The organism is Paenibacillus sp. FSL H3-0469 (genome assembly GCF_038051945.1).
Lineage (GTDB): Bacteria > Bacillota > Bacilli > Paenibacillales > Paenibacillaceae > Paenibacillus_AQ.
Window position 1 is genome coordinate 5,183,988 of sequence record NZ_CP150302.1, and the last position, 26,417, is coordinate 5,210,404.

Consider the following 26,417-nt stretch of genomic DNA (forward strand, 5'->3'; position numbering starts at 1 on the left):
GGAGGGACTCTTGTGCAGAAAGTCAAAAATACGGCCGAACCCTTGATTCAGCCCCGGCTGTCCCCTTCCGGGCTGCGTAATTACTGGGCATTGTTCGGCAAGGATGTGCGGCGGGATAAACACCTGTATATCCTGCTGGCTCCATATATGGTGCTGTTTCTGTTGTTTACCGTGCTGCCGGTGGTGATATCGATCATCTTCAGCTTCACGCACTTCAACATGCTGGAGATGCCGCGCTGGATCGGCTGGGAGAATTATTCCAAGCTGCTCTGGAACGATGATGTGTTCCTGATCGGGGTCAAGAATACGCTGATTTTCTCAGTGGTTACCGGACCGGTCAGCTATATCGCCTGTTTTCTGTTTGCCTGGCTGATCAATGAGCTGAACCCCAAGCTGCGGGCGTTTATGACCCTGATCTTTTTTGCGCCGTCCATTTCGGGGAATGTATTCTTCATCTGGCAGATTATCTTCTCCAGTGACTCCTACGGGATTATCAACGGCTTTCTGATGCAGCTTGGTGTAATTTATGAGCCGATCCAATGGCTGCAGGACCCCAAGTATATGCTGGGGATCATCATGCTGGTACAGCTCTGGCTAAGTCTGGGGACCAGCTTCCTGGCCTTCATCGCCGGACTGCAGACCGTTGACAAGACGTTATATGAAGCAGGGGCTGTGGACGGTGTCAAAAACCGCTGGCAGGAGCTGTGGTTCATTACGCTGCCTTCCATGCGCCCGCAGCTGATGTTCGGCGCGGTCATTCAGATCACGGCGTCGCTGGCAGTTGCCGATGTGGCTATGGCGCTGGCAGGCTTCCCGAGTGTGCAATACGGGGCGCATACGATTGTAACCCATCTGGTGGACTACGGTACGATCCGCTTCGAGATGGGCTATGCCTCGGCGATTGCCACCGTGCTGTTCGTGATGATGCTGGGCAGCAATCTGATTGTCCAAAAGCTGCTGAAGAGGGTGGGTGAATAAGCGGGATGAAGCTGGCGATACGTCTGAACAAAAAAGTAAACCGTTCCTGGCAGGTCGATGCCCTGCTGTTCCTGGCCCTGGCCGGATTCGGATCATTCATGGCGATTCCGTTAATTTATGTCATTAACAATGCGTTCAAGCCACTGGATGAGCTGTTTATTTTCCCGCCTACGCTGTTTGTACGCAATGCCACGCTTGAGAACTTCGCCAATCTGTTTCAGGTGATGAAAAATTCCTGGGTGCCGTTCTCCAGATATATATTTAACACCGTATTCATTACCGCCGCCGGTACAGCCGGGCATATCCTGCTGGCCTCGGCGGCGGCTTACCCGCTGGCAAAGCATAGATTCCGCGGCTCTAAGGTGCTGTTCACCGTGGTTGTCCTGTCGCTGATGTTCTCGCCGCATGTCACCGCGATACCGAACTATATGATTATGTCCGCTCTGGGCTGGATGGACACCTACCAGGCGGTTATCGTTCCTGCCTTTGCCTATCCGCTGGGACTCTATCTAATGAAGCAGTTCATGGAGCAGATCCCGGATGCGCTGCTGGAGGCGGCGAAGATTGACGGGGCAAGTGAATACCGCATTTTCTGGCAGGTCGTCATGCCGCTGGTGAAGCCGGCCTGGCTGACGCTGCTCATCCTGATGATGCAGATGCTGTGGGGCACGGACGGCGGCAGCTTCATCTACAGCGAGCAGCTCAAGACGCTGCATTACGCGATGGGCCAGATTATTCAGGGCGGGATCGCCCGTGCAGGAGTCGGGGCTGCAGTAGCGGTGATTATGATGACGGTGCCGATTGTGACGTTCATTCTGTCACAGAGCAATGTGATTCAGACGATGGCTTCGTCCGGCATGAAGGACTGAAGCGATGGAGGCGTTAGGGTTGAGAATAAAGTCATCGATACTGGTGCTTGTATCCGTGCTGCTGCTTGTGAGCCTGTGTCCAAGGCCGGCCGGGGCTGCGCCGTATGAAGGATATACCTACTCCTACTGGGGCGAGGCGGTTCAGTCGCCGATTGCCTATCTTCCTTCGAGGGCCATCGGCGGGCTAGAGGCAGGAACAGGAGCCTGGAATGCTCCGGGGGACCTGTTCGTTTCGGCGGAGGGGCTGCTGTACGTGCTCGATTCCGGGAACGGGCGGATTGTGGTGCTGGATAAGGAGTGGAACACACTCCGTGTTATCGAAGGCTTCCAGAACGGGGAGAAGAAGGACAGCTTCAATAACCCGGAGGGACTCTTCGTTACGGACGCCGGCCGGATCTACGTGGCAGATACGGAGAATGGGCGGCTGGTCGAGCTGGACGGCACAGGGACCTTCGTGCGGGAGATTGGACCGCCGAAGGCGGATGTGATCGGAGCGGGTTTTGAATATTTTCCGCGGAAGGTGATTGTTGATAAGGCAGGCCGCATCTATGTGGTTGGCAGAGGGGTCTATGAAGGGCTGATCGAGTTCGACAGCGACGGGCAGTTCACGGGCTTCATGGGCACGAACAAGGTGCAGTTTGATCCGGTGGATCTGTTCTGGAAGTCGGTATCGACCAAGGAGCAGCGCGAGAAGATGGTGCAGTTCATTCCGCTGGAATTCAATAATACCGATGTCGATGAGGATGGCTTCATCTATACCACTACAGTGGATAAGAAGACCTTTTCTCCGGTAAAAAGACTGAATCCCTCCGGCATCGATGTCCTGCGGGTCAGCAAAGAGATCCCGCCCATCGGCGATCTGAGCCGGGACCGCTCCGCCTTCATTGATATTGATGTGACCGGAAACGGAGTCTACCGGGTACTGGACTCCACGCGCGGGCGGGTGTTCACCTACAATGAGGACGGCAAGCTGCTGTATGTCATCGGTCAACTAGGCAGCCAGCTCGGTACCTTCAAGAACCCGGCGGCGGTGGAGAGCTATGAGAATGCAATCTATGTACTGGACCGTGATCTGGGGAGAATTACCGAGTTCACAGTGACTCAGTTCGGCAGCATGGTCAATGAAGCCAACACCCTGTACAGCTCCGGTAAGCATGATGAAGCCGCTAAGCTGTGGCGGGAGGTGCTGAAGCTGGATGCCAACTATGAGATGGCGTATGTCGGCATCGGCAAATCGCTGCTCCGCCAAGGCGAATATAAGGAGGCTATGACTTATCTGAAGCTGGGTAATGACCGCGAATATTACTCCAAGGCGCTTGGGAAATACCGCAGGGAGTATATGCGCGATTATTTCAGCCTCTATATGACCGGAATAATAGCCGTGCTGCTGGGCGGCTACGTCATCGTCCGCCTGGTAAAGCGGCCGAGAAAGGAAGGGAGGGTTCAGGATGCCGTTTCTTAAGGACATTAAATATTCACTGCATGTAGCAGTGCACCCCTTCGATGGATTCTGGGATCTGAAATACGAAAATAAGGGCAAGCTGCGCATGGCACTGGGCATTCTTATGGCCCTTACCCTGACTATGATTGTGAAGCGCCAATATGTAGGCTATGTGGTCAATTATAATCACCCGCTTGCACTGAACAGCATCAATGAGCTCAAGTATATTATTTTCCCGTTCCTGCTCTGGTGCCTGGCGAACTGGTCCCTGACGACGCTGATGGACGGGGAAGGGAAGTTCGGAGAGATCGTCATTACGACAGGCTACGCCCTGCTTCCGCTGATTCTGATCAACATTCCCAATATCCTGCTCAGCAACGTGATCACGCTGCGGGAGGCTTCCTTCTATCATTTGCTGGATGCTCTGGCCACGCTCTGGTTCGTATGGCTCTTGTTCATCGGGACCATGACCGTTCATCAGTACACGGTGCTCAAAACGATTACAACCATGCTGCTGACGCTGGCTGTGGTGGGCATCATCATCTTCCTGGGCCTGCTGTTCTTCAATCTGATCCAGCAAATTGTCAGTTTTGTCTATACCGTCTACCAGGAGCTTTCACTTCGCGGATAAGAAAGGAGGAGCCAGGCTTTGAAGAAGAAGCTAACCATCATTGCAATTGTACTTATGCTAAGCGGGGCAGCCGTTCTGCCTTACGCGGACTTGGCGGAATCCGCACCTGAAGCGGAAGCGGCGGTACAGTTTGAAGTGCAGAGCGGGCAGAATACCCGCACCCCGGAAGCGCCGGAGCTATCCGCAGATCTGAAGGCGGCCCTGGACAACGAGTATTTGACCCTGTATCTGAATCAGACGACTACGGAGGTTGCCGTTAAGGATAAGAAGAGCGGAGCGATCTGGTATTCTAACCCGCAGGACCGTGAACAGGACGCTGTTGCCACCGGCTATAACAAATCCAAGCTGAATGTGCAGGTAGAGCTGACCTACTATGACAGTAAGGGCAATCTCATGAACTACGACAACTACACCCACAGTGTGCAGAGTGGCCAGTTCACCATCGAGGAATCAGCCGATAGCCTGAACATCGTGTACACACTGGGGGAGGTCAAGAGCAACATCGACGGCATTCCCAAATACATCAGTGAAGAACGCTTCCGTACCCTGATCATCGGCCGCCTTGAGAAGGAGAGCGACAAGAAGGAGATTGAGAAGCGGTTCAGGTACGATGAATCGAGTAAGCGGTATGAGCGAAGAGATACCTCCTTCAAGGGAGTGGGGCTGAAGAAGGTAACCACCTTGTTTGGGCAGATTGGCTATGATGAGGCGCAAATCGCCATCGATAAAGCCGCCTACGGTGAAGAGGATGACGGAGCCGCCCTGGTGACACTTCCCCTGGAATACCGGCTGGACGGGAAGCAGCTGAAAGTAGGCATCCCGGGCGACAAGGTGCGGTATCCGGATACCATGCACATTCAGACATTGTCGCTGCTTCCGTTTTTTGGGGCGAGCGGGACAAAGGATGAAGGCTACAGCCTGGTGCCGGACGGCTCCGGGTCACTGATACACTTCAATAATAACAAGCTCTATGCTACCCCTTACCGTACAGCGATGTACGGGCCGGATGCTGCGCTGACCCAGCTGGGGCAAGTGCAGAAGGAGGAGACCGCAAGGCTGCCTGTATTCGGCATGAAGGTTGAAGACCGGGGCTTCCTGGCGGTGATCGAGAGCGGGGACGCGGTTGCGGCTGTGGAGGCAGATGTCAGCGGGCGGCTGAATCAGTATAACAATGTCTTCTCCAGCTATACGCTGGGCAGTCTGGAGGAAGTGACACTGACCAACGGCTGGCGCTCCAGTACAGTGAAGCAATTTCAGGCGGGGATCTACCCCGGAGATATCACTGTAGCGTACAGCTTCCTTGATCAGGAGGAAGCCAGCTATTCAGGTATGGCCGCGCATTACCGGGAGTACTTAATCGAACATACCGGGATGGCAAGGCTGGACGGGACAGAGAACGTTCCCTTTTACCTGGAATTGATCGGCGGCATTCCGAAGAAGAAATTCTTCCTGGGCATTCCTTACAGCGCTTATGAGCCGCTTACCTCCTTCAAGGAGGCCAAGGCCATTCTGGAGCAGATGCAGGAGAAGGGGATCGGGGACATTCAACTGCGGTATACCGGATGGTTCAACGGCGGCATCAACCATAATTACCCGAAGGGCGTATCTGTAGACAGCAAGCTTGGCGGGACCGGTGGGCTTAAGGAGCTGCAGGCCTACGCACAGGATAAGGGGATTACACTGTATCCCGATGCTTCTTTCCTGCAGACCTTTCCGGAAGCCAAGGGACTCCGCAAGTCACAGGCCTCCCGGCTGATTACGGGTAAGCTGGCGCATACGTATCCCTTCGACTTCTCCATGCTGAAGCTGGATGTGCAGGAGCCCTCCGGTTATGTCGTCAGCCCCCGGGTATTGCCGGGTGTGGTAGACGGCTTCCTTGGGGATTATGCAGAGCTTGGAGTAGACGGCTTGTCCCTGCGGGATCTCGGCAGCGGGCTGAATTCCGATTTCAATGCGGAGGAACTGGTTGACCGCCAGCAGGCCGAGGGAATCGTCAAGGAGCAGATGGAGCGTATGAGCAGCTCGGTGCCCCGCCTGATGGTGGAAGGCGGCAATGCGTACGCGGCTCCCTTCGCCCGCCATATAGTGGCTGCGCCCATGCAGAGCAGCGGGTTCAATATTACGGATGAGAGCATCCCTTTCTTCCAGATGGTATACCACGGTTATCTGCAATATGCCGGAACTGCCTGGAATATGGCTGACGATCAGGATGCATCGCTCAGTCTGCTGAAGGCGCTGGAGACCGGGAGCGCACCGTATTACACCTGGTTCTATGCTGATCCTTCCGCGATCAAAATGACGGGCTTTGGCAGCCTCTACTCCGCCGATTACCGCAGCTGGATTGACCAGGCAGCCGGGCAGTATCAGGCGTTGAGCCTTGTGCTGAAGAATGTCCAGTCCCAGACGATCAGAGAGCATAAGAAGCTGGCGGAAGGTGTCTATCAGACGACTTATGAAGCAGGCACCACGATTATAGTCAATTACAACCGTGCGCCGGTGAGTGTGGGCGGAGTAACCATAGACGGACGGAATTACCGGGTAGGAGGTGAGCAGCAATAATGAAGCTTAAGAAGCTGTCCCTGGAGCAAAAAAACAGATATTACGGCTTGTACTTCATCCTTCCCTGGTTCGCGGGCTTCTGCTTCCTGTTCCTGACGCCGCTGCTGTCTTCCCTGCGGTTCAGCCTCAGTAACCTGCAGGTCAATGATGAGGGCTTCACGCTGAAGTATATCGGACTCGCGAACTTCCGGGAGGCGCTGTTCTCCCATGAATCCTATGTCCGGACATTAACGGAATCCGTGATGAATATCGTGCTGAACACCCCGCTTATTCTGATTTTCAGCCTGTTTTTCGCCGTGCTGCTCAATCAGAAGTTCCATGGCAGAGTGCTGGCCCGGGCGATCTTCTTCCTGCCGGTCATTCTGGCCTCGGGTATTATCGCCAGCATTGAGAACGGGGACCTGATGCAGTCTGTTGTGCGCAGCGCCAGTGATTCCACGGGCGGAGGCCTGTCGGTGATCAAGAATCTGGAGCTGACCACGCTGCTGATCGAATCCGGTCTGAGCCCCACCGTGGTGCAGTATCTGACTGGAGCGGTGAGCCGGATCTATGAGATTGTCAGCCAATCGGGCGTGCAGATCCTGATCTTTTTGGCGGGGCTGCAATCGATCTCACCTTCCCTGTATGAGGCGGCAAAGATTGAAGGCTCCACCGGCTATGAGGCGTTCTGGAAAATTACGTTTCCGATGATCGGTCCGCTGATTCTGACGAATCTAGTCTACACCATCATCGACAGCTTCATCAGTGACCAGACCAGCCGCATGGTGGTGGATACAGCGTTCAAGAGCTTCAATTTCGGGCTGAGCGCAGCCATGTCCTGGATGTATTTTGCCATCATTGCACTGCTGTTGTGGATTACGACGGCGCTGATTTCACGTAAAGTCTTTTATCAAGACTAGCGGTTAGGAAGGAGGAGCATTCATGAAGACAGAGACCGCAGCAATGCCGCACCGATCCAGGAAAGAGCAGCTGCACAGGCTGGCCTCGGCCGCCTATTGGGTGGAATTTTCGAAAAAATGGTTGTGGGTCATCGCCCGCTTTGTGCTGGTCTTCGGCATCTCGTTCGTCATCCTGTACCCGATCCTGCTGAAGCTGTCGATTGCGTTCAAGAGTATGGACGATTTGTATGATTCCACCGTAATCTGGGTTCCGCAGGCCTTCACTCTGGAGAACTTCAGGCTGGTCTTCAAGGCGATGAACTATCCGGTAGTTCTGCGGAACACCATGCTGTTGTCCTCAGCGGTCATGGTGCTTCAGACAATTATCTGTGTGCTGGCCGGTTACGGCTTTGCCCGGATTAAGTTCAAGGGGAGCGGGCTGCTGTTCGCCGCAGTAATCTTTACGATTCTGGTCCCGTCCCAGACGATCATGATCCCGCTGTACCTGCATTTCAAGAACTTTGACCTGTTCGGTCTGATTGAGCTGTTCACAGGGAAACCGGCGAACCTGATCAATACGTATTGGCCGTTTATTATTTCTTCGATGCTCGGTATGGGCGTTAAAACAGGGCTGTATGTCTATATTTTCCGCCAGTTCTTCAAGGGTATTCCACGGGAGATTGAGGAAGCGGCCTATGTGGACGGAGCCGGCTATTTCACCACCTTCGCCCGGGTGATTCTGCCTAATGCCATTCCGTCGATGGTAACGGTGATGCTGTTCTCCTTCGTGTGGCAGTGGAATGATTCATTCTTCACCAATATGTATCTGAACGAACCGAAGGTTATGTCATCGATGATGTCTTCGGCGGGCTACGGCATTGCTACCTACATGACTGGCGGCGGCCAGGCGGCAAATTCGCTGGTTCAGGACCCGTTCTTCATGTCCATGATGATGAATACGAGTGTGCTGATGGCGATTCTGCCGCTGATTATCCTCTATGTATTCGTTCAGCGGCATTTCGTGGAGAGTGTGGAGCGTTCCGGTCTGGTTGGTTAGGAGGAGGATAGGAGCATGAAGCGGCTGGCAGTTACGGCGGTTATCGGCGTTGTTCTAGTGTGTATTGTTGTTGTTGTTGTTGTAATTCTGTTCAGTAATAGGAAAGAGGAGGAAATCCCTGTGCAGCACCAGAAACCGCCTGATGCGGCAGTTACGATAGACGGTAATCTCCGCTATCAGACTATCGATAACTTTGGCGCGTCCGACGCCTGGTCCATGGACCCCCTGGGGAAGGAGTGGACCGAAGAGAATAAGAACAAGGTGGCAGATTTGCTGTTCTCACGCAGCAGAGGGATCGGGCTGTCGGCCTGGCGCTTCAATATAGGCGCAGGCTCGGCGGAGACCGATCAGGCGATCATTCCAGATCCGTGGCGAAGAACGGAAGCCTTCAAAATAACGGAGGAAGAGCCGTACGACTGGAGCAGGCAGGCAGGCCAGCAGTGGTTCCTGCGGGCGGCCAGGGAGCGCGGAGTCGAATCCCTGATTGCCTTCGTCAACAGCCCGCCGGTCTGGATGACCAGGAACGGTCATGCCCAGCCTGATCCAGAGGTAGGGTCCAGTAATTTGAAGGAAGGCTCTGAAGCTGCTTTCGCCTCCTTCCTGATTGATGTGCTGGAGCATTTCAAGCAGGAAGGGCTGGAGTTCGATTATATCAGCCCCGTTAACGAGCCGACCTGGGATTGGAATCATGCGCAGCAGGAAGCCAGCCGGTATAACAATGACGACCTGAAGCGGGTGATTCTGGAGCTGCACGCCCAGCTCCGCGCCAGCGGACTGGAATCACAGATCAGTGCCCCGGACGGGGTAGAGATTACCTCTCTGCTGGATGATGAGCACTACCGGGAATTTACAGGCAGCGGTGTCTATTCCAGCGGGGCTAACAGCCTGGGGCTGGGGAAATACCGTGAATATATTAAGGACCTCTTAGGTGATCCTGTGCTGAAGGAAGCGGTAGGCAATAAGATCGCCTCGCATTCCTACTGGTCCGATTACAGCCATTCCGGCGATGACCGCCTGGTTAAGCTAAGACAGCTGCTGGCTGGGAATCTGAAGCAATATGATCCTGAGGCCAAGTACTGGGTTACCGAATACTGCATTATGGGCGATTATGGACCGGGGCGGGATCTGGGAATGGAGCCGGCGCTACAGGTGGCGCGCACCATACACTTTGATCTGACCGAGGCGGATGCAGCCGCATGGCAGTGGTGGACCGCAGTCTCCAAGGTAGATTACAAGGACGGTTTGGTGTACACCGATTACACTCAGCCTGGGGATGATCAGAACATACTGACCTCTAAGATCTTGTGGTCGCTCGGCAATTACAGCAAGTTCATCCGCCCAGGAGCGGTGCGGATTGCGCTCTCCGGTCTGAGCCAGGAGGCCGGAAGCGAGCTGCTCGGCTCGGCTTACGTGCACGAGGAGGAGCAGAGCATGACGGCGGTGCTGGTGAATGACAGCCTGGAGGAGAAGCGGGTGCAGCTCACCTTGAGCGGACTGGGACTGAAGGCATCTGCCTTGCGTTCCTATGTAACCAATGCGCAGCTGGATCTGGCGCGCGGCGAGGATGTGGACGCTGATGTAGCTGCTAATGGGACAGCAGCTGGGGAGCAGGTATTCCAGGCCGTTATCCCGGCCAAGTCGGTGGTGACCCTGGTGGCAGGCGGGCCGGAGTTAGAGGAGGATACCGGCCAGCCGGGTGAGGTTGCAGGAACTCAGGTTACCGGGACGCAGGCTGCACAGGATATTCCGGCGGCGGGGGACTATGCAGGCTATCTGTTCAGCTATTTCACCGGCGAAGGGACCGAAGATGGCGAGCAGGTATACTTCGCCCTCAGCGAAGGCAATGACCCGCTGCATTGGAAGGAGCTGAATGGCGGGAAGCCCGTGCTTAGGTCCAGCTTGGGTAACAAGGGGGTCAGGGACCCGTTCATCATCCGTTCACCTGAAGGGGACCGGTTCTATCTCATCGCCACCGATCTGAAGATCAACGGTAACTGGGATTGGGGTGCAGCCCAGACACAGGGCAGCCGGGCAATTATCGTGTGGGAATCGGATAATCTCGTGGACTGGTCGGAGCCTTGGGAAGCCCAGGTCTCACCTGAGGAAGCAGGGAATACCTGGGCACCTGAGGTGATCTATGACCAGGAGAGAGGGGAATATATCGTATTCTGGGCCTCGCGGATGTATGCTGATTCCACTCACACCGGGGAGGCCTACCAGACAATCATGTACAGCAAGACACGCGATTTCCGCGTGTTCTCAGAGCCGCAGGTCTATATGGACTACGGGTATTCGATCATTGATACCACTATGGCTGCATATAACGGGAAGATTTACAGATTCACCAAGGATGAGCGCGAGCAAGGCCCGGAATCCCCTTTTGGCAAAATGGTGTTCCAGGAGTCCCTGGATTCCATATTTGCACCTGAGGCGAAGCGGCTTAGCGGGAGTGTTGGCGCACTGAAGGGCATTGAAGGTCCAACCCTGTTCAAATCCAACACGGAGAAGAAGTGGTATCTGTTTGTGGATGAATTCGGAGGCAGAGGGTACATCCCGCTGGAGACGGAAGATCTGGATTCCGGCAAGTGGACGGTATCCTCTAATTATAAGCTGCCGGCCAGCCCCCGCCATGGAACGGTAATTCCGGTCACCCGGCGTGAATACGATGCTCTGAACGCCAAGTTCATGCAATGATTTCAGGCCTGGCTTAGCGTGGCAAGTGGAAACGGCATTGCCGTCCTTTTAAAGGACGGTACCGTTTCAGCGAGAAATAGAAGGATAATTTAGCATGTGCAACATCTAAATTCTTATATTTTATACAAAAAACAGGTTCACCCTTGCCGTTACGGCAGAGGTGAACCTGTTTGCTTAGAGCATCATGCTGAAAGCTGATGCTTATTTCGCGCTTTCGTAACGCTTGCCGACTTCTTCCCAGTTCACTACGTTCCAGAACGCCTTGATGTAGTCAGGACGTTTGTTCTGGTAGTTCAGGTAGTAGGCATGCTCCCATACATCGAGGCCGAGGATTGGAGTTGCGCCTTCGCTGATCGGGTTGTCCTGGTTCGGTGTGCTGGTCACAGCAAGCTTGCCGTCCTTCACAACGAGCCAAGCCCAGCCGCTGCCGAAGCGTGTAGTAGCCGCAGTAGCGAAGTCTTCCTTGAATTTATTGAAACCGCCCAGCTCGCTGTCAATGGCAGCAGCCAGTGCGCCAGTAGGTGCGCCGCCGCCGTTCGGTCCAATCACTTCCCAGAACAGGGTATGGTTGGCATGTCCACCGCCGTTGTTGCGGACCGCTGTGCGGATCGCTTCCGGTACAGCGTTCAGGTCGGTCAGAAGCTCATCGATGCTTTTGTTTTGCAGTTCGGGTGCCTTTTCCAGTGCGGCGTTCAGGTTCGTCACATAAGTGTTATGGTGCCTGTCATGATGAATCTCCATCGTCAATGCGTCGATGTGTGGTTCAAGTGCGTTGTTCGGATACGGAAGTGCCGGTAATTGAAAAGCCATGGAAAAATCCCTCCTGATTATATGTTGGTTTTGGTATATATCCGTTGAGATACTACTATTAAAACGCATCTGGAACAATAATGCAACACTAAATAAACATTATTGTTTAAAAAGTATTTTTTCGTCCTCAGCTCACCGAAAGTGTTAAGCCTATGTTAAACTGATAAGACTCGTAACCGGGACGTTTTGACTACTAGAATTTCCTAATACATGTTAAATATGAAACTATATTGAATGTAAACGCTTTATATCAAGCGCTTTCAAAAGAAAAATGATGATAACGCGAGAAAAGTGTGCTTTAATAGAGACAAAAGCAGGTATTCCTCGGTTTTTGATGCTTTTTTCCGTTTTATACTGTTATGGAAACTCCTTCTTTTTGTAAAATCATAAGCCATAGAAAAGGGAGACTTGAAAGTATGCACGTTCGTTCCTTTCAATTAAGCGATGTAACTCCAGTGACTGAATTGCTGCAGACCGCATTATCGGAAGAATGTTTCGAGAGCACGATCGAGCCCTTCTCCAGGCAATTGTCATGGGATTCTGATCTCATTGTAGTTGCTGAGGATGAAGGAGAAATCATCGGTGCGCTGATTGGTACGATTGAGAAGAATCACGGCTGTTATTTCCGCATTGCCGTCCATCCGGATTACCGCCGCAGAGGAGTCGGCAAGAGTCTTGTAGCGGCTATGGAGAGCAGATTTCAGGCGCGGAAGGTCAGCGGCATTTATGTTGCCGTCGATGAACACAATTCTTTTGCAATGCCTCTCTATGAAGCCATGGGTTATGACGAGAACCACATCTTCAAATCCGTGCGCAAGCTAAGCATTGTCGGGTAACTGTTGCTGAACCGCTGCTGTAAGCGGAATCAAAGGTCAGAGTAGAGAACTGTTGCAGGGCGGATACTTTGAATATGGGTATTCCTGCATAGTCTGTTTCATTATACTAAAGCATATCTTCCCTATGTCCATTGCAAATGGGCGGGAGATATGCTTTTCTATTGTTAAGGAACGGATAACCCAATCGAAGCAAGTAGGTGGCCTATGAACCGGGAGCTTGAAGAAGATTTCATGCGCAGCCGTAGACAAAGATACAGATCAGTAACGCATAACAAGTCCAGACAGAAGTCCGGAAGAACGTGGATCAAGGATATGCGGGAGTGGATCATTACGGCGGGGATTGTGTTCGCTGTGATGTCGCTGCTTAATATCTATGTGTTCAATGTGTCTACTGTAATCGGCCAATCCATGCAGCCTACCCTGTATCAGGGAGAGAAGCTGATTATTAATAAAATCGCCCTCAGCTTCGGGAATCCGGGCCGCGGGGAGGTTGTCGTCCTTCATGATCCCAGTACGGGACCCAGCCGCAAGGAATATCTGGTCAAGCGGGTAATCGGCATTCCCGGCGATATCATTGAAGTGCGGAACCAGCAGCTCTATCTCAACGGCAAGCTGCTGGATGAGCCATACATTGATACGTCTATAGAAGATCCCGATTTCAGCAGCCTGACGGTGCAAGCGGGGACCTACTTTGTCATGGGGGACAACCGGCATGCCGGAGCCAGCAAGGACAGCCGTTATTTCGGCGCTGTCGCAGGGGAGAGTATCGTGGGTAAGGTATCCCTGATCTGGTGGCCTATCTCTAAGATGAAGGCCCTGTAGAGCAACCTTATTCAATCTATAAAGGAGAGGCGGATATGCACCTCAACATCCAGAAAGGTTACGCTCCGCCTCCTTCCAGGTGGGAGGAACTTAAGGCTGAGATTAAGGCGGCTGCAGCTGAGCTCGGTATTGATGATATCGGGTTCACCACTGCGGAGCCGTTTTTATATTTGAAGAACATTCTCCAGGAGCATCGGGACAACGGCTATGAATCCGGGTTCGAGGAGCCGGATCTGGACAAGCGGACCGTTCCGGCCCTGCAGTCCGGGGAGCAGCCGCTCTCCATCATTGCCATTGCGGTGGCCTATCCCTCCAAAATGGAGGACCCGCCCAAATCCGAGCCGGGTGCGCGCAGAGGTATCCTGGCCCGCGCCTCCTGGGGCCAGGATTACCATCATGTGCTTCGGGAAGCGCTGGCGAAGCTGGAGAGCTTCATCCGTCAGCGCGTCCCGGATGCCGTGCTTGAGAGTATGGTGGATACGGGAGCGCTTGTAGACCGGGCTGTAGCAGAGCGGGCGGGCATAGGCTTCAGCGCCAAGAACTGTGCCATAATCTCACCCAAGTGGGGATCATGGATCTATCTGGGGGAGATGGTGACGAATCTCCCGCTTCCCCCGGACCAGCCTGTAGAGGAGGGCTGCGGCGATTGCACCAAATGCATCGACGCCTGCCCTACCGGCGCGCTGGTCGGCCCGGGGCAGCTCAATGCCCAGGCCTGTATCTCCTTCCTGACCCAGACGAAGGGCTTCCTGAGCGATCACTATATGACCAAGATCGGCAACCGGCTGTACGGCTGCGACACCTGCCAGATTGTCTGCCCGCATAACCGGGGCAAGAACTGGAACCACCGCCCGCAGCTTCTGCCTGACCCTGAGGTGGTTAAGCCGCTGCTGATGCCGATTCTGGACCTCAGCAACCGGGAGTTCAAGGAGAAGTTCGGCAGCAGCTCGGCGGCATGGCGCGGCAAGAAGCCGATCCAGCGCAACGCGGTCATTGCGCTGGGCAATTTCAAGGAGGCTTCGGCGGTGCCGAAGCTGACGGAGCTTCTGCTGAAGGAGCCCCGGCCGGAAATGCGCGGAACCTCGGCCTGGGCGCTCAGCCGCATCGGCGGCGAAGAAGCGCTGGCGGCTGTTGAGCAGGCGCTGAAGAGCGAAGAGGACAGCACGGTGTGCGACATGCTGGAGCAGGCTGTAGGCAAACTCCGGGAGCAGGGAGCGGCAGACGAAGAATGAACCGGCCGGCAGCGGGATTTGCCAATTGCTGTCCAGTTGTTGAAATGCTATGATAGATTCGCGTGCCTGAATAGGGTTATCGCCAGACAATAGAGTACAAAGGTGGATTACAGATGAATATTGCATTGCCTATTATTACGCTTGTGGTAGGTCTGATTGGCGGATTCTTCATCGGTGTGTATTATCTGCGCAGACAGATGACAACGATGCAGAATGATCCTGAAATGCTGCAGAAGGTTGCCAAGCAAATGGGGTATAACCTGAACGGGAAGCAAATGCAGCGTGCCCAGCAGATGATGAAGAATGGTAATCCGCCGGGACGGCCTGCTGCGGGCAAAGGAAATTCCCGCAAGAAGTAATGTAATAATGAGGAACGTATGAAATAGATAAGAGTCAGCTGCAGGTGCGGAAGGAGGGAGTTTTCATGGGGGGCATCAAGGAGTACAAGAACGGGAAGGTTTCTGTAAACCGGGAGCAGATTGAATATCATGTAGAGAAGATTCTGGAATTAATCGGTGAGGATACCAGCCGTGAAGGCCTACTGGAAACACCGGCCAGAGTGACCCGGATGTATGAAGAGATCTTCGGCGGTTATTCCGTTGATCCGCGCGAAGCGCTGGGCGTAACCTTCGACGAGTCTCATGAAGAGCTGGTCATTGTGAAGGATATTGTCTACTATAGCCAATGCGAGCATCACATGGCTCCATTCTTCGGCAAGGTGCATATCGGCTATGTTCCCAGCGGCCGCATTGCCGGACTCAGCAAGCTGGCCCGGCTCGTAGAAGCGGTCAGCCGCCGGTTACAGGTGCAGGAACGTATCACAGCCCAGATCGCCGACATCATGACCGAGGTGCTGAATCCGCACGGTGTCATGGTTGTAGTCGAAGGGGAGCATCTGTGCATGTGTGCCCGGGGCGTGAAGAAGCCGGGCAGTAAGACGGTTACGATGGCCACCCGCGGCTCATTCCGCGAGGACGCTGCGGCAAGAGCAGAGTTCCTGGCCCTGATCAAGGAATAGGAACGGATAAGCCCGCCTGCCACTTCGACAGTGGCGGCGGGCTTTTTTTGCGCGGGGAATGCGTGGGGCGACACGCCACAGCTTCTAATAAATTTAGAAAAATCCTGCAAGAAGTACAACAATGCTGTCCGATAGAAGCGCCCTATGCGGAAATCATGCACGAAATGCAACAAATGCAGCGCTAACTTGCTATAAGCACCTAAATTCCTGCAAATGATACAACAATACACCGCAACCAGTCATATTTCTAGAAAAATCCTGCAAAAATTGCAACAATGCTGCCTCAAACAAGCGGTCAGTGAGAGTGAATGCCCTCAGAATTGACCATAGAAATAGATACGCAGAACACCGCCATGAGAGGGGAAAATCCATCAGGATTTATGCGGCATGCGGCGGAAACCGAAGACACCACAGAGCCTTAGAAAGGCTCCCAGACCAGCTTGCGGGCAGCCCCGTAGCGCTCGGCGACATAAGGCCAGTTGACGACTCTCCACCAGTCCTGGATGTAATCGGCGCGGTTGTTCTGATGCTTGAGGTAATAGGCATGCTCCCACACATCGAGTGCCAGCAGCGGAACGACATCCCATTGGGACAGGTTCTGATGCTTCTCAGCCGTCAGAATCTCCAGTCTGCGGCTGCGCGGGCTCCAGACCAAGAGGGTCCATCCGCCGCCCTCGACTTTACCCGCGGCCTCAGTGAACTGGGCCTTGAAGGCTTCGTAGCTTCCAAAGCTGCGTTCTATGGCGTCCAGCAGGGCACCGGAGGGCCGGCCGCCTCCTTGCGGGGACATGACATTCCAGAAGATCGTATGCAGATAGTGTCCGGCCCCATTGAAAGCAAGCTCCCGCTCCCAATGCTTAACCAGATCGAAGTCGCCGCTCAGGCGCGCTTCCGCCAGCTTGTTCTCCGCCTTGTTCAGGCCGTCTACATAGCTCTGGTGATGCTTGTCGTGATGGATGATCATCGTCTTCTCGTCAATATACGGCTCCAGTGCATTATAAGCATAAGGCAGAGGGGGAAGCGTATGCCCGCCGATGGGAACCGGGCCTGCCTCGCGGGATTCCCATAACGGAACTGCGAAGCTTCCTGTTCCCTGAAGACTTTCTCCGCTTGCAGCCGGAGCGGGTGAAGGAGCGGCTTCAGCCTGCGCCGGCGGATTCATCCGCAGCATCCCGGGCCCGTAGTCCGCAGGGGTCAGAGCAGCCAGCACAGCGAGGAAGTATTCAGACTCCCGGATGAAGTGCAGCAGCGTGGTTCCTGCCAGGGGGAAGGCATTGACGGCGGCGCTGGCTGCCTTCATGGCCTTAAGATGCCTGATGAATTCGGCGGATTGGTCGCAGGCGGTGTGCAGCAGCAGCCCGGCTTCGGCGGATGGACTCCCGGGACCGCCAGTGTCCGGTGCCTGCGGAGTGGAAAGCAGATGCTGGGCCGCCTGTTCTGTAGCCAGGAATACAATGGCCCAGTCCTCCAGCAGCTTCACATAAGGCTCCTCCAGGCGTGGGATGATCTGGATTAGAACCTCGGCATGCTCCTTCTCCTGTTTTTTCCAGAAGGCGATTTCCCCTAGAATCTGTACTGGCGGCGGTGCAACGAATACATATGGCATGACATGTAGTCCTCCCGTCCTAAAGTTTCATCGGTCCATTATATGCGGGAGAGGAACAGCTTATGAGACTAGCCTGTGCGGGGAATCGCGGTGGACTGAAGGTCCTGGTGCCACGCACAGTAAAAGGCATGCACAGAATGTATCACAAGATACATCTGCACATGCCTTAGGGTAACGATAAGAAGCTTATTTGCTTGCGGTTGGATTGCTGTGGCTCCCGCCGATCTGGGCCAGCTGTACATTCCCGAGAAAAGCGGATACCCGCCGCAGATACTCACGCGGGTGCTCGCGGAACAGCAGCTCATGATGGCTGTTCTCCACAATCCATGAATCCGAATACGGATTGCTCTGGTTCGCCGCCAGCTCCTCGGCAATCGGATAAGGTGCCTTATCGTCCTTAGTGCCATGCATGAACAGCACCGGGAACGGATAATCCTCCGATTTGACCTTGGAATAAGGAATCTGATTCAGTCCTGTGCCGTTCAGCACCGGGAAGAGCATCTCCATAATCTCCAGCGAAGGCTGGCGGGGAAGATTGATGTTCTGCTTGATGTTATGGTACAGGGTGTCCGGCTCCAGCAGGAAGGTGCTGTCCAAAATCATCGCATCCACATCTTTGGTTACAAGTCCTGCCTGCAGGGCGGTGCCTGCGCCCATCGAGAAGCCCCAGACCACAATCTGGTCTGCCCCCTGCTCCTTGGCGAACTCAATGGCTCCGAGCAGCTGCTGGGATTCCTTTTTGCCGCCGGTTGCGATATCCCTGTCGGTCTTGGAGGCGAAGCCGTAGTCGAACATGACGACATTGAATCTCAGGCTGTGCGCATAGTGGGCCAGATCATACATGGGAACCCAGCTCTCTTCGCGGTTTGCGCCGTAGCCGTGACTGAAGACAATGGTCTTGGTAGCTCCCTTGGAAGGAATATACCATCCCTCCATCATCCGGCTGCCGTCCTTGGCAGGGAAGCTGATATCCTCGTAAGCGAGCCCCTTGGCCTGATAAGGATTGGAGTAGAGCGGGGCTACGGTAGGATTCGAGAGTACCCAGGCGATATAGGCATGCAGAGCGATGAAGCAGAATACAAAGAAGAAGAATACGGATAACAGCAGGGCCACAATGATGTGCTTGACGCGTATCATCCGAATCGGAATTAAGGTTGACGAAGCAGGCTTATCCTCGTTAGGCATACGGGAGACCGGCGCGCCGGGATGACTAGTTGCCAGATTCATAAGGTCCCCTCCTGGAAAAATTCAAGATTCAGAGCATGAATAGTTCATATATTTAATCGTAAATTTATGCCCTTACAAAGTCAATGGAAATGGTTCTTTTGTAATGTAACTGTAAACTGCGGACGGCTGATTATGGATACGGAATCTGCTGGACTTTATTTAGGCTTTTGCACTAAGATAGGGATATCTTAATAATTATGTAACCGGGTTTCAATAGGTGAAACATGTGAAGGGGAGATCGGGGTGGAAGACCGGAAGCTGACTGTACGCGCCGTAGAACGTGCGCTGGATATATTACTGTGCTTTACTCAGGATAATGATGATTATGACCTTAGTCTCACGGAGATCTCTGCGAAGATCGGCCTGCATAAAAGCACAGTGCACCGTCTGTTGACTACACTGGAGGAGAAGGGCTTCCTGCAGCGGGACGAGGGGACTGACAAATACCGCCTGGGTATCCGCATCTGGGAGCTGTCCACACATCTTCCGACGCTGAACGAGCCGGCGGCTCTTCTGCTGCCCGCCATGGAGCGGCTGCGCGACCGCCTGGGCGAGACAGTCAGCCTGTATCTGCGCGACAATCTGGAGCGTGTGCGCATTCAGGCGGTGCAGAGCCGCCAGGCTATCCGCCGGGTAGCCCAGATCGGTGCAAGGCTGCCGCTCTCGGTAGGCGCATCCAGCAAGGTGCTGGCTGCTTACGCGCCGCCTGAAGTGCAGGTCAGGCTGCTGGCCGACCCCGCATGGCCGGACAGCGTAGACCGCAGCCTGTACCTGGAGCAGCTGAAGGAGATTACCCGCCGCGGCTATGCGACCAGCTTCGAGGAACGGGAGCCGGGAGCGGCAGCCGTGGCTGTGCCCATCGCCGGCCGGGCCGGGGGCGTGGTAGCAGCGCTCTCGCTGTCCGGCCCGGTCAGCCGTCTGTCGCGGGAGACTCTGGAGGAATATGCTGTCATTTTAGCTGAGGCCGCTGCTGAAATGGGCCTAATGATGAGCTGAGCTGGAGGCCTCCGGCAGCAGATCCGCGCAGGAAAACTTTAGGAAATGCAGGCTATTCAGCCTTCGACATTCATTGTATATCTAGTTAAAATGGACTATCATTAGTAATGATTAGCTAAATTGAGATTGAAGAAATAAGAGGAATCCAGTGCACGAGGTGATGGGATGAAAGTAGTTATACCCGATTCACTGATGGGAGAAATTCAAGAGCTCCAGGATACGTTCGGCTCTGTTACGGGTCAGGCGCTTGTGCTTACGGATCAGGCCGGGAATGTGGTTACCCGCCCAACGCTGTCCGGAATATTCTATCAGAAGATGTTTAAATCTTTACAGGTCATAGAGCGGCCCTTCGAGCCTGCATTGCTCAGATTGGGCCCCTTATCATATCCTGCCATACTTGAGGAGTGGGTCCCCGGGCTGAAGTATGTGGTCAGTCCGCTGGTTCCTGACTATGGACAGACGTACTATTTATGGTCCGGCTTATATATGGAAGAAGGCACCCGCGGGCTTGTGCTGCAGGCGTTCGAGGCCAAGATGCGGAATCACCCTGACTATGACATGCTGAAGGATGTACTGGCCGTCATGCCTGAGCTTAGCCGGGAAGGCATCGTCAGCATCAGGGGGAAATTGAGTGTGCTCGGGAATGTGCTCTCCAAATTGCTGGCGGGGTGCGCAGTGAAGCCGCTGGAACAGAGACGGGGTCTGCTGATTTCCCAGCTGTTATCCAATCTGGAGAGTGAGTTCCTGAAGATAGAGGTTGTGCTGCAGCAGATGGCCGGTACGTTATCTGATGCAGAGCTGTATGCCTTTGCCCAAGAGGAGGAGGCCGGCCAGTTCAAGGTGAAATATTCTGCCGGCAAAGAAGCAGGACTCCTCATGAATGCCGGGTTCCAGCAAGGAGACGGTTTTCTGGGGCAGGCAGTTCTGGGCATGGAGCCCAGGCATTGGCAGAGCGTTGCCCAAGATTCGAGATCGTTATTCTTCACCCAGCGCGGGATGACGCAGCCGGAATATTTGTCATGCTATCCGGTGAGAATTCACAGCGGGAAGAGAGCGTTGCTGCTCGCTGTGGGCTTTGGGAAGAGCCGCCTGATACAGGACTATGCCCAGTACGAGCAGAATGTTACTGCGCTCCTGGGCTTATCCGGACGGGGAGAGCAGCTGGTACAGCGTGAAGCCCTGCGCAGGGAGGCCACCCTGCGTTTGAAGGAAGCTGCCCGCCTGCTGCCGCAGGCCGCATCCACACAGGAGCTGGGCGCCGGGCTGCTGGATATGATTATGGGCATGCCTTTCTTCCCGTCATCGGTGCTCGTATTCTTCGAGGAGCAGCCGGACGATACCCATTACGCCAAGGGGTGGAGGACGGAGGAGATTATGCCGTATGTCCAGGACCTCCAGTCCCGTTACTCCTCGCAGGCCTTTCTCTCTTCTGCGATCATCAACGGGGAGGTGGAGGGGCAGGTCCTGCTCGAATGTCCGCTGATTGCCGAGAAGGTATTCAAGGGCATTCTGTCTGTGGGCTTCAGACGCCGCAGCGAAGCTGAGGAGTGGCTGTCCTTAACGGGCTGTCTTGCCAGTCTGGCGAGCACTTCGATCCGTCTGATCGAGAAGGAAGCCAGACATATGAAGCAGGCAGGGGTCTTCACCAGCCAGACGCTTCATTATCTCCAGCTCAGTAATCCCGAGCTGCACCGCCTGTCGGCAGAGGCTTCTGCTATGGCGTATGAGCTTGCCCGTTATACAGGGCTGCCGGAGCGGGAGTCAGAGCAGATGAGAACGGCTGCGCTGCTGGCTCCGTTCAGGCTGGAATTCCTGCATGGGTACGGATTCTACCTGGAAGAGCTTTCTTTGCTGAAGCAGGTGGACCAGTTTGCTTCGTTCTATTTTGAGATCAATAAGCCTTCGGTCTCTGTCACTGCCCAACTGCTCGTGCTGGTGCTTCATCATTCAGGCAAAGGCGCAGACAAGGAGCTGCTGGCGGACGCGGATCTGGAGTGGCTGAACCCCTCCCGCTTCTATCTGGATGACCATGTGGTCGGGGAGCTATACACTGAGCCGCGCAATACCTTCCAATCCTTTTTGCGCAGCCGCTCGGAAGCGATGCCCGTCAAAAGAGGTGTGTCTGCAGGGAAGCTGCTGAACAGTACAGCGCTGAAGACGCCCAAGGAGGAATGGGGAATCTCACCGCGTGAGGAGGAAGTGCTGGAGCTGATTATTCTGGGCAAGACGAATAAGGAGATTGCCAGCGCCTTGTTTATCAGCGAGCATACCGTCAAGAATCATCTAAGCCGCATTTTTAATAAAATGAACGTAACGGACCGTTCACAGATCATAGCTCTGGTCTATAAAAGAATATTCGATTCCGAACGTATCGAGATGTCCTGAAGGTCTCCTGAGGCTGCGATAATTTATCCGCTTATTTCAGAGAAATGAAATCCCCTTTCCAGCGAAAGGGGATTTTTCGCCGAAACGGTACCGTCCCTTAAAAGGACGGTACCGTTTCCACTTGCTGCGGAAAAGTCCGGGGAGTTGTCAGTCTGCAAACTCTGTGATATATTACTAATGATAATGATTATCAATATCATATATACATAGGGGGATTATCTTGCGATACTCTAAACAAAGTCTTGTCCTGATTGTTTTTACTCTCGTCATGGCTGTCCTGCTGGCAGCCTGCGGTTCATCGGCTAACTCCGGCTCTGGCTCCGGGACGGCAGCGAATGCACCTGCACCTGCAGCTTCTGAAGCACCCACGGCTGCTCCGGCTACTGGAAATTCTTCCGCTGAAGCAGAGATGGTTACTTTCCAGGATGGTGCCGGTGAGGTTCAAGTGCCTAAGAATCCACAGAGAATCGTGGATACTACAGCCTTTTATACAGGATATCTCCTGGCGCTGGGTGTGAAGCCGGTAGGGGTCATGCAAGGAGCCAAGGATAGTCCGTATCTTGCAGAGATGCTTGAAGGGGCAGAAGGGCTTGGTGATGATGTCACCCCGGAGAATATCCTGGCCCTGGAACCTGACCTGATTATTGTGTATACCGGAACAGAAGGCATCGATAAGCTGAAGGAAATCGCGCCTGTGGTACAGATTAAATATGGCGCTAAGAATTATAAGGATCAGATGCTCGACTACGGCAAGCTGGTGAACAAAAATGATGAAGCCAAGGCCTGGATCGCCCAGTGGGAGGCCCGCATTGCTGAGTTGAAGCCGCAGGTACAGGCTGCTGTTGGCAATAAGACCGTATCCATCCTGAATCCATATGCCAAGGGGCTGTATGTCTTCGGGCATAACTATGGCCGGGGCGGTGAGATTCTGTATGGTGAGTTCGGGCTGAAGGCTCCCGCAGAAGCGCAGAAGGAGGCCATCGACAGCGGAACAGGCTGGGCTTCCATTTCTATGGAGAAGCTGCCGGACTATGCCGGAGATATTATTTTCACCTGCCCATGGTCAGGGGATACTACAGACCCGAAGATTGTCTATGACAATCCGCTGTGGAAGGGGCTTCCGGCGGTCAAGGCAGGAAATGTATTCCAGCTGAATCCTGCCGCCGATACGTACAATGACCCGATCTCCCTGGAGAAACAGCTGGATTTCATTACGACCAGCCTGCTGTCGGTCAAATAGGGCATTCCTGAATAAGACAAAAAGCTGCGCCGGTATCAGACTGAAATCTGATACCGGCGCAGCTTGTATAATGATCTAGCCTTATGAAGCTGTCTTATTCTACCGGCTGAGCCGCTTCTGAAGCTGTAGCATCTGCCAGCATCTGGCGGAGTACCGTCTGCAGAATACCGCCATTGCGGTAGTAGTCGATATCTACGCTGCTGTCGAGACGGGCAATGACCGGGAAGTCGAACTGGGTGCCGTCTTCACGGGTAGCAGTGACTGTCAGCTCCTGTCCGGGAAGGACATGGTTGTCAAGACCGGTAATGTCGAAGGTCTCGCGTCCGGTCAGTCCCATGCTGCTCCAGCCATGGCCTTCCTGGAACTGCAGCGGCAGCACGCCCATGCCGACGAGATTGCTGCGGTGAATCCGCTCGAAGCTCTCAGCGATGACGGCTTTGACTCCGAGAAGGAGTGTTCCCTTGGCGGCCCAGTCGCGGGAGCTGCCTGTGCCGTATTCTTTACCGGCGATAACGATCAGGTTCTGTCCGGCCGACTGGTACAGCATGGAGGCGTCATAGATCGACATGACCTCATCGCTTGGCAGGAAGGTGGTTACGCCGCCTTCTGTTCCAGGAGCCACTGCATTGCGGATACGGATGTTGGCGAAGGTACCGCGCATCATCACCTCATGATTCCCGCGGCGCGAGCCGTAGGAGTTGAAGTCGGCGCGTTCCACGCCATGTCCCCGCAGATATTCTCCGGCCGGACCGGATGCTGTGATATTCCCGGCCGGTGAGATATGGTCGGTAGTGACGGAATCGCCAAGCAGCGCAAGTACACGCGAGCTTCTGATATCCTTAATGTCAGAGGCACCGTCTGCCAGATGCTCGAAGAATGGCGGATTCTGAATGTAGGTGGAGTTGCTGTCCCATTCATACAGCTCGCCTTCCGGTACCGGAATGTTATTCCAGCGTTCATTGGCCGTGAATACATTCTCATATTTGCTGCGGAACATTTCAGGACTGAGCGAGCGCAGGGTGGCTTCGCGGATCTCGGCTGTAGTCGGCCAGATATCGGCCAGGAAGACAGGCTCACCCTGCGGGTCATAGCCCAGCGGCTCGGTCTTCAGGTCAATATTCACTGTGCCGGCCAGAGCGTAAGCGACAACCAGCGGCGGTGAAGCGAGATAGTTGGCTTTGACCTGGGCATGCACGCGGCCCTCGAAGTTACGGTTCCCGGAGATGACTGCGGCAACCGTCATATCATGCTCGGTAATGGCTTCGCTGACTTCATCCGGCAGCGGGCCGGAGTTACCGATACAAGTGGCGCAGCCGTAGCCGGCCAGGTAGAAGCCGAGCGCTTCCAGCGGCTTCAGCAGATCCGCCTTCTGCAGATATTCCGTAACGACCAGCGATCCGGGAGTCAGGCTGCTTTTGACATATCCGGGCTTGGTCAGACCGCGTTCTACAGCCTTCTTGGCAAGCAGTCCTGCGCCCAGCATTACGCTCGGGTTGGAGGTGTTCGTACAGCTCGTGATGGCTGCAATGACAACCGCTCCTGTTGAGAGCTTGCTGCTGCTTCCGTTCTTGTGCTGAATCTCAACTTCTTCGGCAATCTTCTCGTCGCTGAGGCCATAGCCGCCCTTATCGACAGGTGTACGGATAATGCCTTCGAAATTCTCCTTCATATGGGTAAGCTCTACCCGGTCCTGCGGACGCTTCGGTCCGGCCAGGCTGGGAACCACAGAAGCCAGATCCAGCTCAATGATATCGCTGAACGTAGGGTCCGGTGTCTCTGCGGTGCGGAACATGCCCTGCGCCTTATAATAATCCCCTACCAGCTCTACCAGCTCATCCGGGCGTCCGGTGCTGCGCAGATAGGCCAGCGTCTCATCGTCTACAGGGAAGAAGCCGATCGTTGCACCGTATTCAGGAGCCATGTTGGCTACTGTCGCACGGTCTGCCAGACTGATGTTCGCCAGACCCGGGCCGTAGAATTCGACGAACTTGCCGACTACGCCTTTTTTGCGCAGCATTTGGGTAACGGTAAGGGCCAGATCGGTAGCTGTAGCGCCTTCCATCAGACTGCCGGTCAGCTTGAAGCCGACGACATCCGGGGTAACGAAATACAGCGGCTGTCCGAGCATTCCTGCTTCAGCCTCAATTCCGCCGACGCCCCAGCCCACTACGCCAAGGCCGTTGATCATTGTCGTATGGGAATCCGTGCCGACCAGGGAATCCGGGTAGACAACGGTCTCTCCGTCAATGGTCTTGGTGGCCGCCACAGAAGCCAGATACTCCAGATTCACCTGATGCACAATTCCGGTTGCCGGAGGAACCGCACGGAAATTATTGAAGGCGGTCTGTGCCCAGCGCAGGAAGCGGTAGCGCTCCTCATTACGCTCGAATTCTACGTTCATATTATATTCAAGGGCATCCGCCGTTCCGAACGCATCAACCATAACGGAATGGTCAATAACAAGGTCAACCGGTACAAGCGGGTTGATCTTCTTCGGGTCCCCGCCCGCCTTCTTGACGGTATCGCGCATAGCCGCGAGATCGACAACTACAGGCACGCCGGTGAAATCCTGCAGGACAATCCGGGCAGGAATGAACGGGATTTCCTTATTGCGGTCAATGCCGCCGGACCAGTTAGCCAGCTGCTTGACATGTTCTTCGGTAATCGCCCGTCCGTCATATTGGCGGACAGCCGCTTCGAGTAATACCTTAATGGAGAATGGCAGGGAGGAAATGTCGCCTGTACCTTGCTCCTCCAGAGCGTTCAAATGATAGTAGCGATAAGTTTTGCCACCTGATTTCAGGTTCTTGGCCAATGAGAAATGGTCCTTGCTTGGCATATATGCGCCTCCTCGTTTCATCTGGTGAAACTACATTTCATAATTTATATACTTTAAGTATAACGTTTACAATGGGGGGAGTAAAGTTTTTTTTGCTCCTTGATGTAAGGTATATTCAGGGTTCACACAGATGCATAGAACCCTCTGCCCCCTGACTTCCCTGCAGTTAAATCGCTCCCGCTTCCGTATAGGTGCAAGCAATCCTTCATATACATAGGACAGCAGCCATAATGGCGGTGATACCGTGAAGGAATATTCTTAGCTTACATCATATACATTCTTATCTGTGAACGAAAGGG

Annotated in this window: 19 protein-coding genes and 1 pseudogene; 16 read left to right on the forward strand and 4 right to left on the reverse strand. The window is 54.3% G+C overall.

Annotated features, from left to right (window positions below):
• The first annotated feature begins 12 nt into the window (after positions 1-12).
• Genes NSS83_RS22855 through NSS83_RS22890 form a run of 8 tightly spaced genes read left to right on the forward strand, consistent with a single transcriptional unit; the run spans position 13 to position 11,107 of the window.
• Positions 13-978, forward strand: coding sequence for a sugar ABC transporter permease (locus NSS83_RS22855; RefSeq protein WP_036700028.1), 966 nt, complete (start codon positions 13-15; stop codon positions 976-978).
• Between the two features lie 5 nt (positions 979-983).
• Complete coding sequence (locus NSS83_RS22860; RefSeq protein ID WP_341346537.1) at positions 984-1,847, forward strand: carbohydrate ABC transporter permease; 864 nt, start codon at positions 984-986, stop codon at positions 1,845-1,847.
• A gap of 19 nt (positions 1,848-1,866) precedes the next feature.
• Positions 1,867-3,309, forward strand: a complete 1,443-nt coding sequence (locus NSS83_RS22865; protein ID WP_341346538.1) for a tetratricopeptide repeat protein — start codon at positions 1,867-1,869, stop codon at positions 3,307-3,309.
• Positions 3,296-3,919, forward strand: coding sequence for a Yip1 family protein (locus NSS83_RS22870; protein WP_341182718.1), 624 nt, complete (start codon positions 3,296-3,298; stop codon positions 3,917-3,919). Before NSS83_RS22865 ends, NSS83_RS22870 begins: the two co-directional genes overlap by 14 nt.
• A gap of 18 nt (positions 3,920-3,937) precedes the next feature.
• Entirely contained in the window at positions 3,938-6,478 is a 2,541-nt protein-coding gene (locus NSS83_RS22875; RefSeq protein WP_341346539.1) for a DUF5696 domain-containing protein, read from the forward strand.
• A complete protein-coding gene (locus tag NSS83_RS22880) occupies positions 6,478-7,377 on the forward strand; it encodes a sugar ABC transporter permease (RefSeq protein ID WP_076085557.1) in 900 nt (299 codons plus the stop codon). Before NSS83_RS22875 ends, NSS83_RS22880 begins: the two co-directional genes overlap by 1 nt.
• Positions 7,378-7,399: 22 nt before the next feature.
• Complete coding sequence (locus NSS83_RS22885) at positions 7,400-8,413, forward strand: carbohydrate ABC transporter permease (protein ID WP_341346540.1); 1,014 nt, start codon at positions 7,400-7,402, stop codon at positions 8,411-8,413.
• Between the two features lie 15 nt (positions 8,414-8,428).
• On the forward strand, positions 8,429-11,107 hold the full coding sequence (locus tag NSS83_RS22890; RefSeq protein ID WP_341346541.1) for a glycoside hydrolase: 2,679 nt from the start codon (positions 8,429-8,431) through the stop codon (positions 11,105-11,107).
• 201 nt (positions 11,108-11,308) lie between these two features.
• Here the strand turns inward: NSS83_RS22890 and NSS83_RS22895 are convergent, their stop codons facing one another.
• On the reverse strand, positions 11,309-11,917 hold the full coding sequence (locus NSS83_RS22895) for a superoxide dismutase (RefSeq protein ID WP_341182715.1): 609 nt from the start codon (positions 11,915-11,917) through the stop codon (positions 11,309-11,311).
• A gap of 416 nt (positions 11,918-12,333) precedes the next feature.
• On the opposite strand from NSS83_RS22895, the gene NSS83_RS22900 reads away from it, so the two are divergent.
• From NSS83_RS22900 to folE, 5 genes and pseudogenes are all read left to right on the forward strand, one after another.
• The gene (locus tag NSS83_RS22900; protein WP_341182714.1) at positions 12,334-12,753 is read left to right on the forward strand and encodes a GNAT family N-acetyltransferase; all 420 of its coding nucleotides are present in this window, start codon (positions 12,334-12,336) and stop codon (positions 12,751-12,753) included.
• Between the two features lie 204 nt (positions 12,754-12,957).
• The gene (gene lepB / locus NSS83_RS22905) at positions 12,958-13,575 is read left to right on the forward strand and encodes a signal peptidase I (protein ID WP_341346542.1); all 618 of its coding nucleotides are present in this window, start codon (positions 12,958-12,960) and stop codon (positions 13,573-13,575) included.
• 35 nt (positions 13,576-13,610) lie between these two features.
• Positions 13,611-14,801, forward strand: a pseudogene (queG, locus tag NSS83_RS22910) (tRNA epoxyqueuosine(34) reductase QueG); the annotation flags it as partial.
• Positions 14,802-14,920: 119 nt separating this feature from the next.
• A complete protein-coding gene (locus NSS83_RS22915; RefSeq protein ID WP_076161298.1) occupies positions 14,921-15,166 on the forward strand; it encodes a YneF family protein in 246 nt (81 codons plus the stop codon).
• A 65-nt stretch (positions 15,167-15,231) separates the two neighbouring features.
• Positions 15,232-15,825, forward strand: coding sequence for a GTP cyclohydrolase I FolE (gene folE, locus NSS83_RS22920; RefSeq protein WP_341182712.1), 594 nt, complete (start codon positions 15,232-15,234; stop codon positions 15,823-15,825).
• Positions 15,826-16,243: 418 nt separating this feature from the next.
• Here folE and NSS83_RS22925 read toward each other — a convergent pair whose 3' ends face one another.
• Both NSS83_RS22925 and NSS83_RS22930 read right to left on the reverse strand, forming a co-directional pair.
• A complete protein-coding gene (locus tag NSS83_RS22925) occupies positions 16,244-17,431 on the reverse strand; it encodes a Fe-Mn family superoxide dismutase (protein WP_341182711.1) in 1,188 nt (395 codons plus the stop codon).
• A 186-nt stretch (positions 17,432-17,617) separates the two neighbouring features.
• A complete protein-coding gene (locus tag NSS83_RS22930) occupies positions 17,618-18,616 on the reverse strand; it encodes an alpha/beta fold hydrolase (RefSeq protein ID WP_341185147.1) in 999 nt (332 codons plus the stop codon).
• A gap of 285 nt (positions 18,617-18,901) precedes the next feature.
• On the opposite strand from NSS83_RS22930, the gene NSS83_RS22935 reads away from it, so the two are divergent.
• The 3 genes from NSS83_RS22935 to NSS83_RS22945 all read left to right on the forward strand — a co-directional run bounded on the left by NSS83_RS22935 (position 18,902) and on the right by NSS83_RS22945 (position 23,279).
• Positions 18,902-19,654 (forward strand): IclR family transcriptional regulator, encoded by a 753-nt coding sequence (locus tag NSS83_RS22935; protein ID WP_341182710.1) that lies wholly within the window; start codon positions 18,902-18,904, stop codon positions 19,652-19,654.
• A gap of 165 nt (positions 19,655-19,819) precedes the next feature.
• Positions 19,820-22,039 (forward strand): helix-turn-helix transcriptional regulator, encoded by a 2,220-nt coding sequence (locus NSS83_RS22940; RefSeq protein ID WP_341182709.1) that lies wholly within the window; start codon positions 19,820-19,822, stop codon positions 22,037-22,039.
• A 220-nt stretch (positions 22,040-22,259) separates the two neighbouring features.
• On the forward strand, positions 22,260-23,279 hold the full coding sequence (locus tag NSS83_RS22945; RefSeq protein WP_341182708.1) for an ABC transporter substrate-binding protein: 1,020 nt from the start codon (positions 22,260-22,262) through the stop codon (positions 23,277-23,279).
• A 94-nt stretch (positions 23,280-23,373) separates the two neighbouring features.
• Here the strand turns inward: NSS83_RS22945 and acnA are convergent, their stop codons facing one another.
• Positions 23,374-26,118 carry an aconitate hydratase AcnA gene (gene acnA, locus NSS83_RS22950; protein WP_341182707.1) on the reverse strand — a complete coding sequence of 915 codons (2,745 nt, stop codon included), beginning with the start codon at positions 26,116-26,118 and terminating at the stop codon, positions 23,374-23,376.
• Positions 26,119-26,417: the final 299 nt, after the last annotated feature.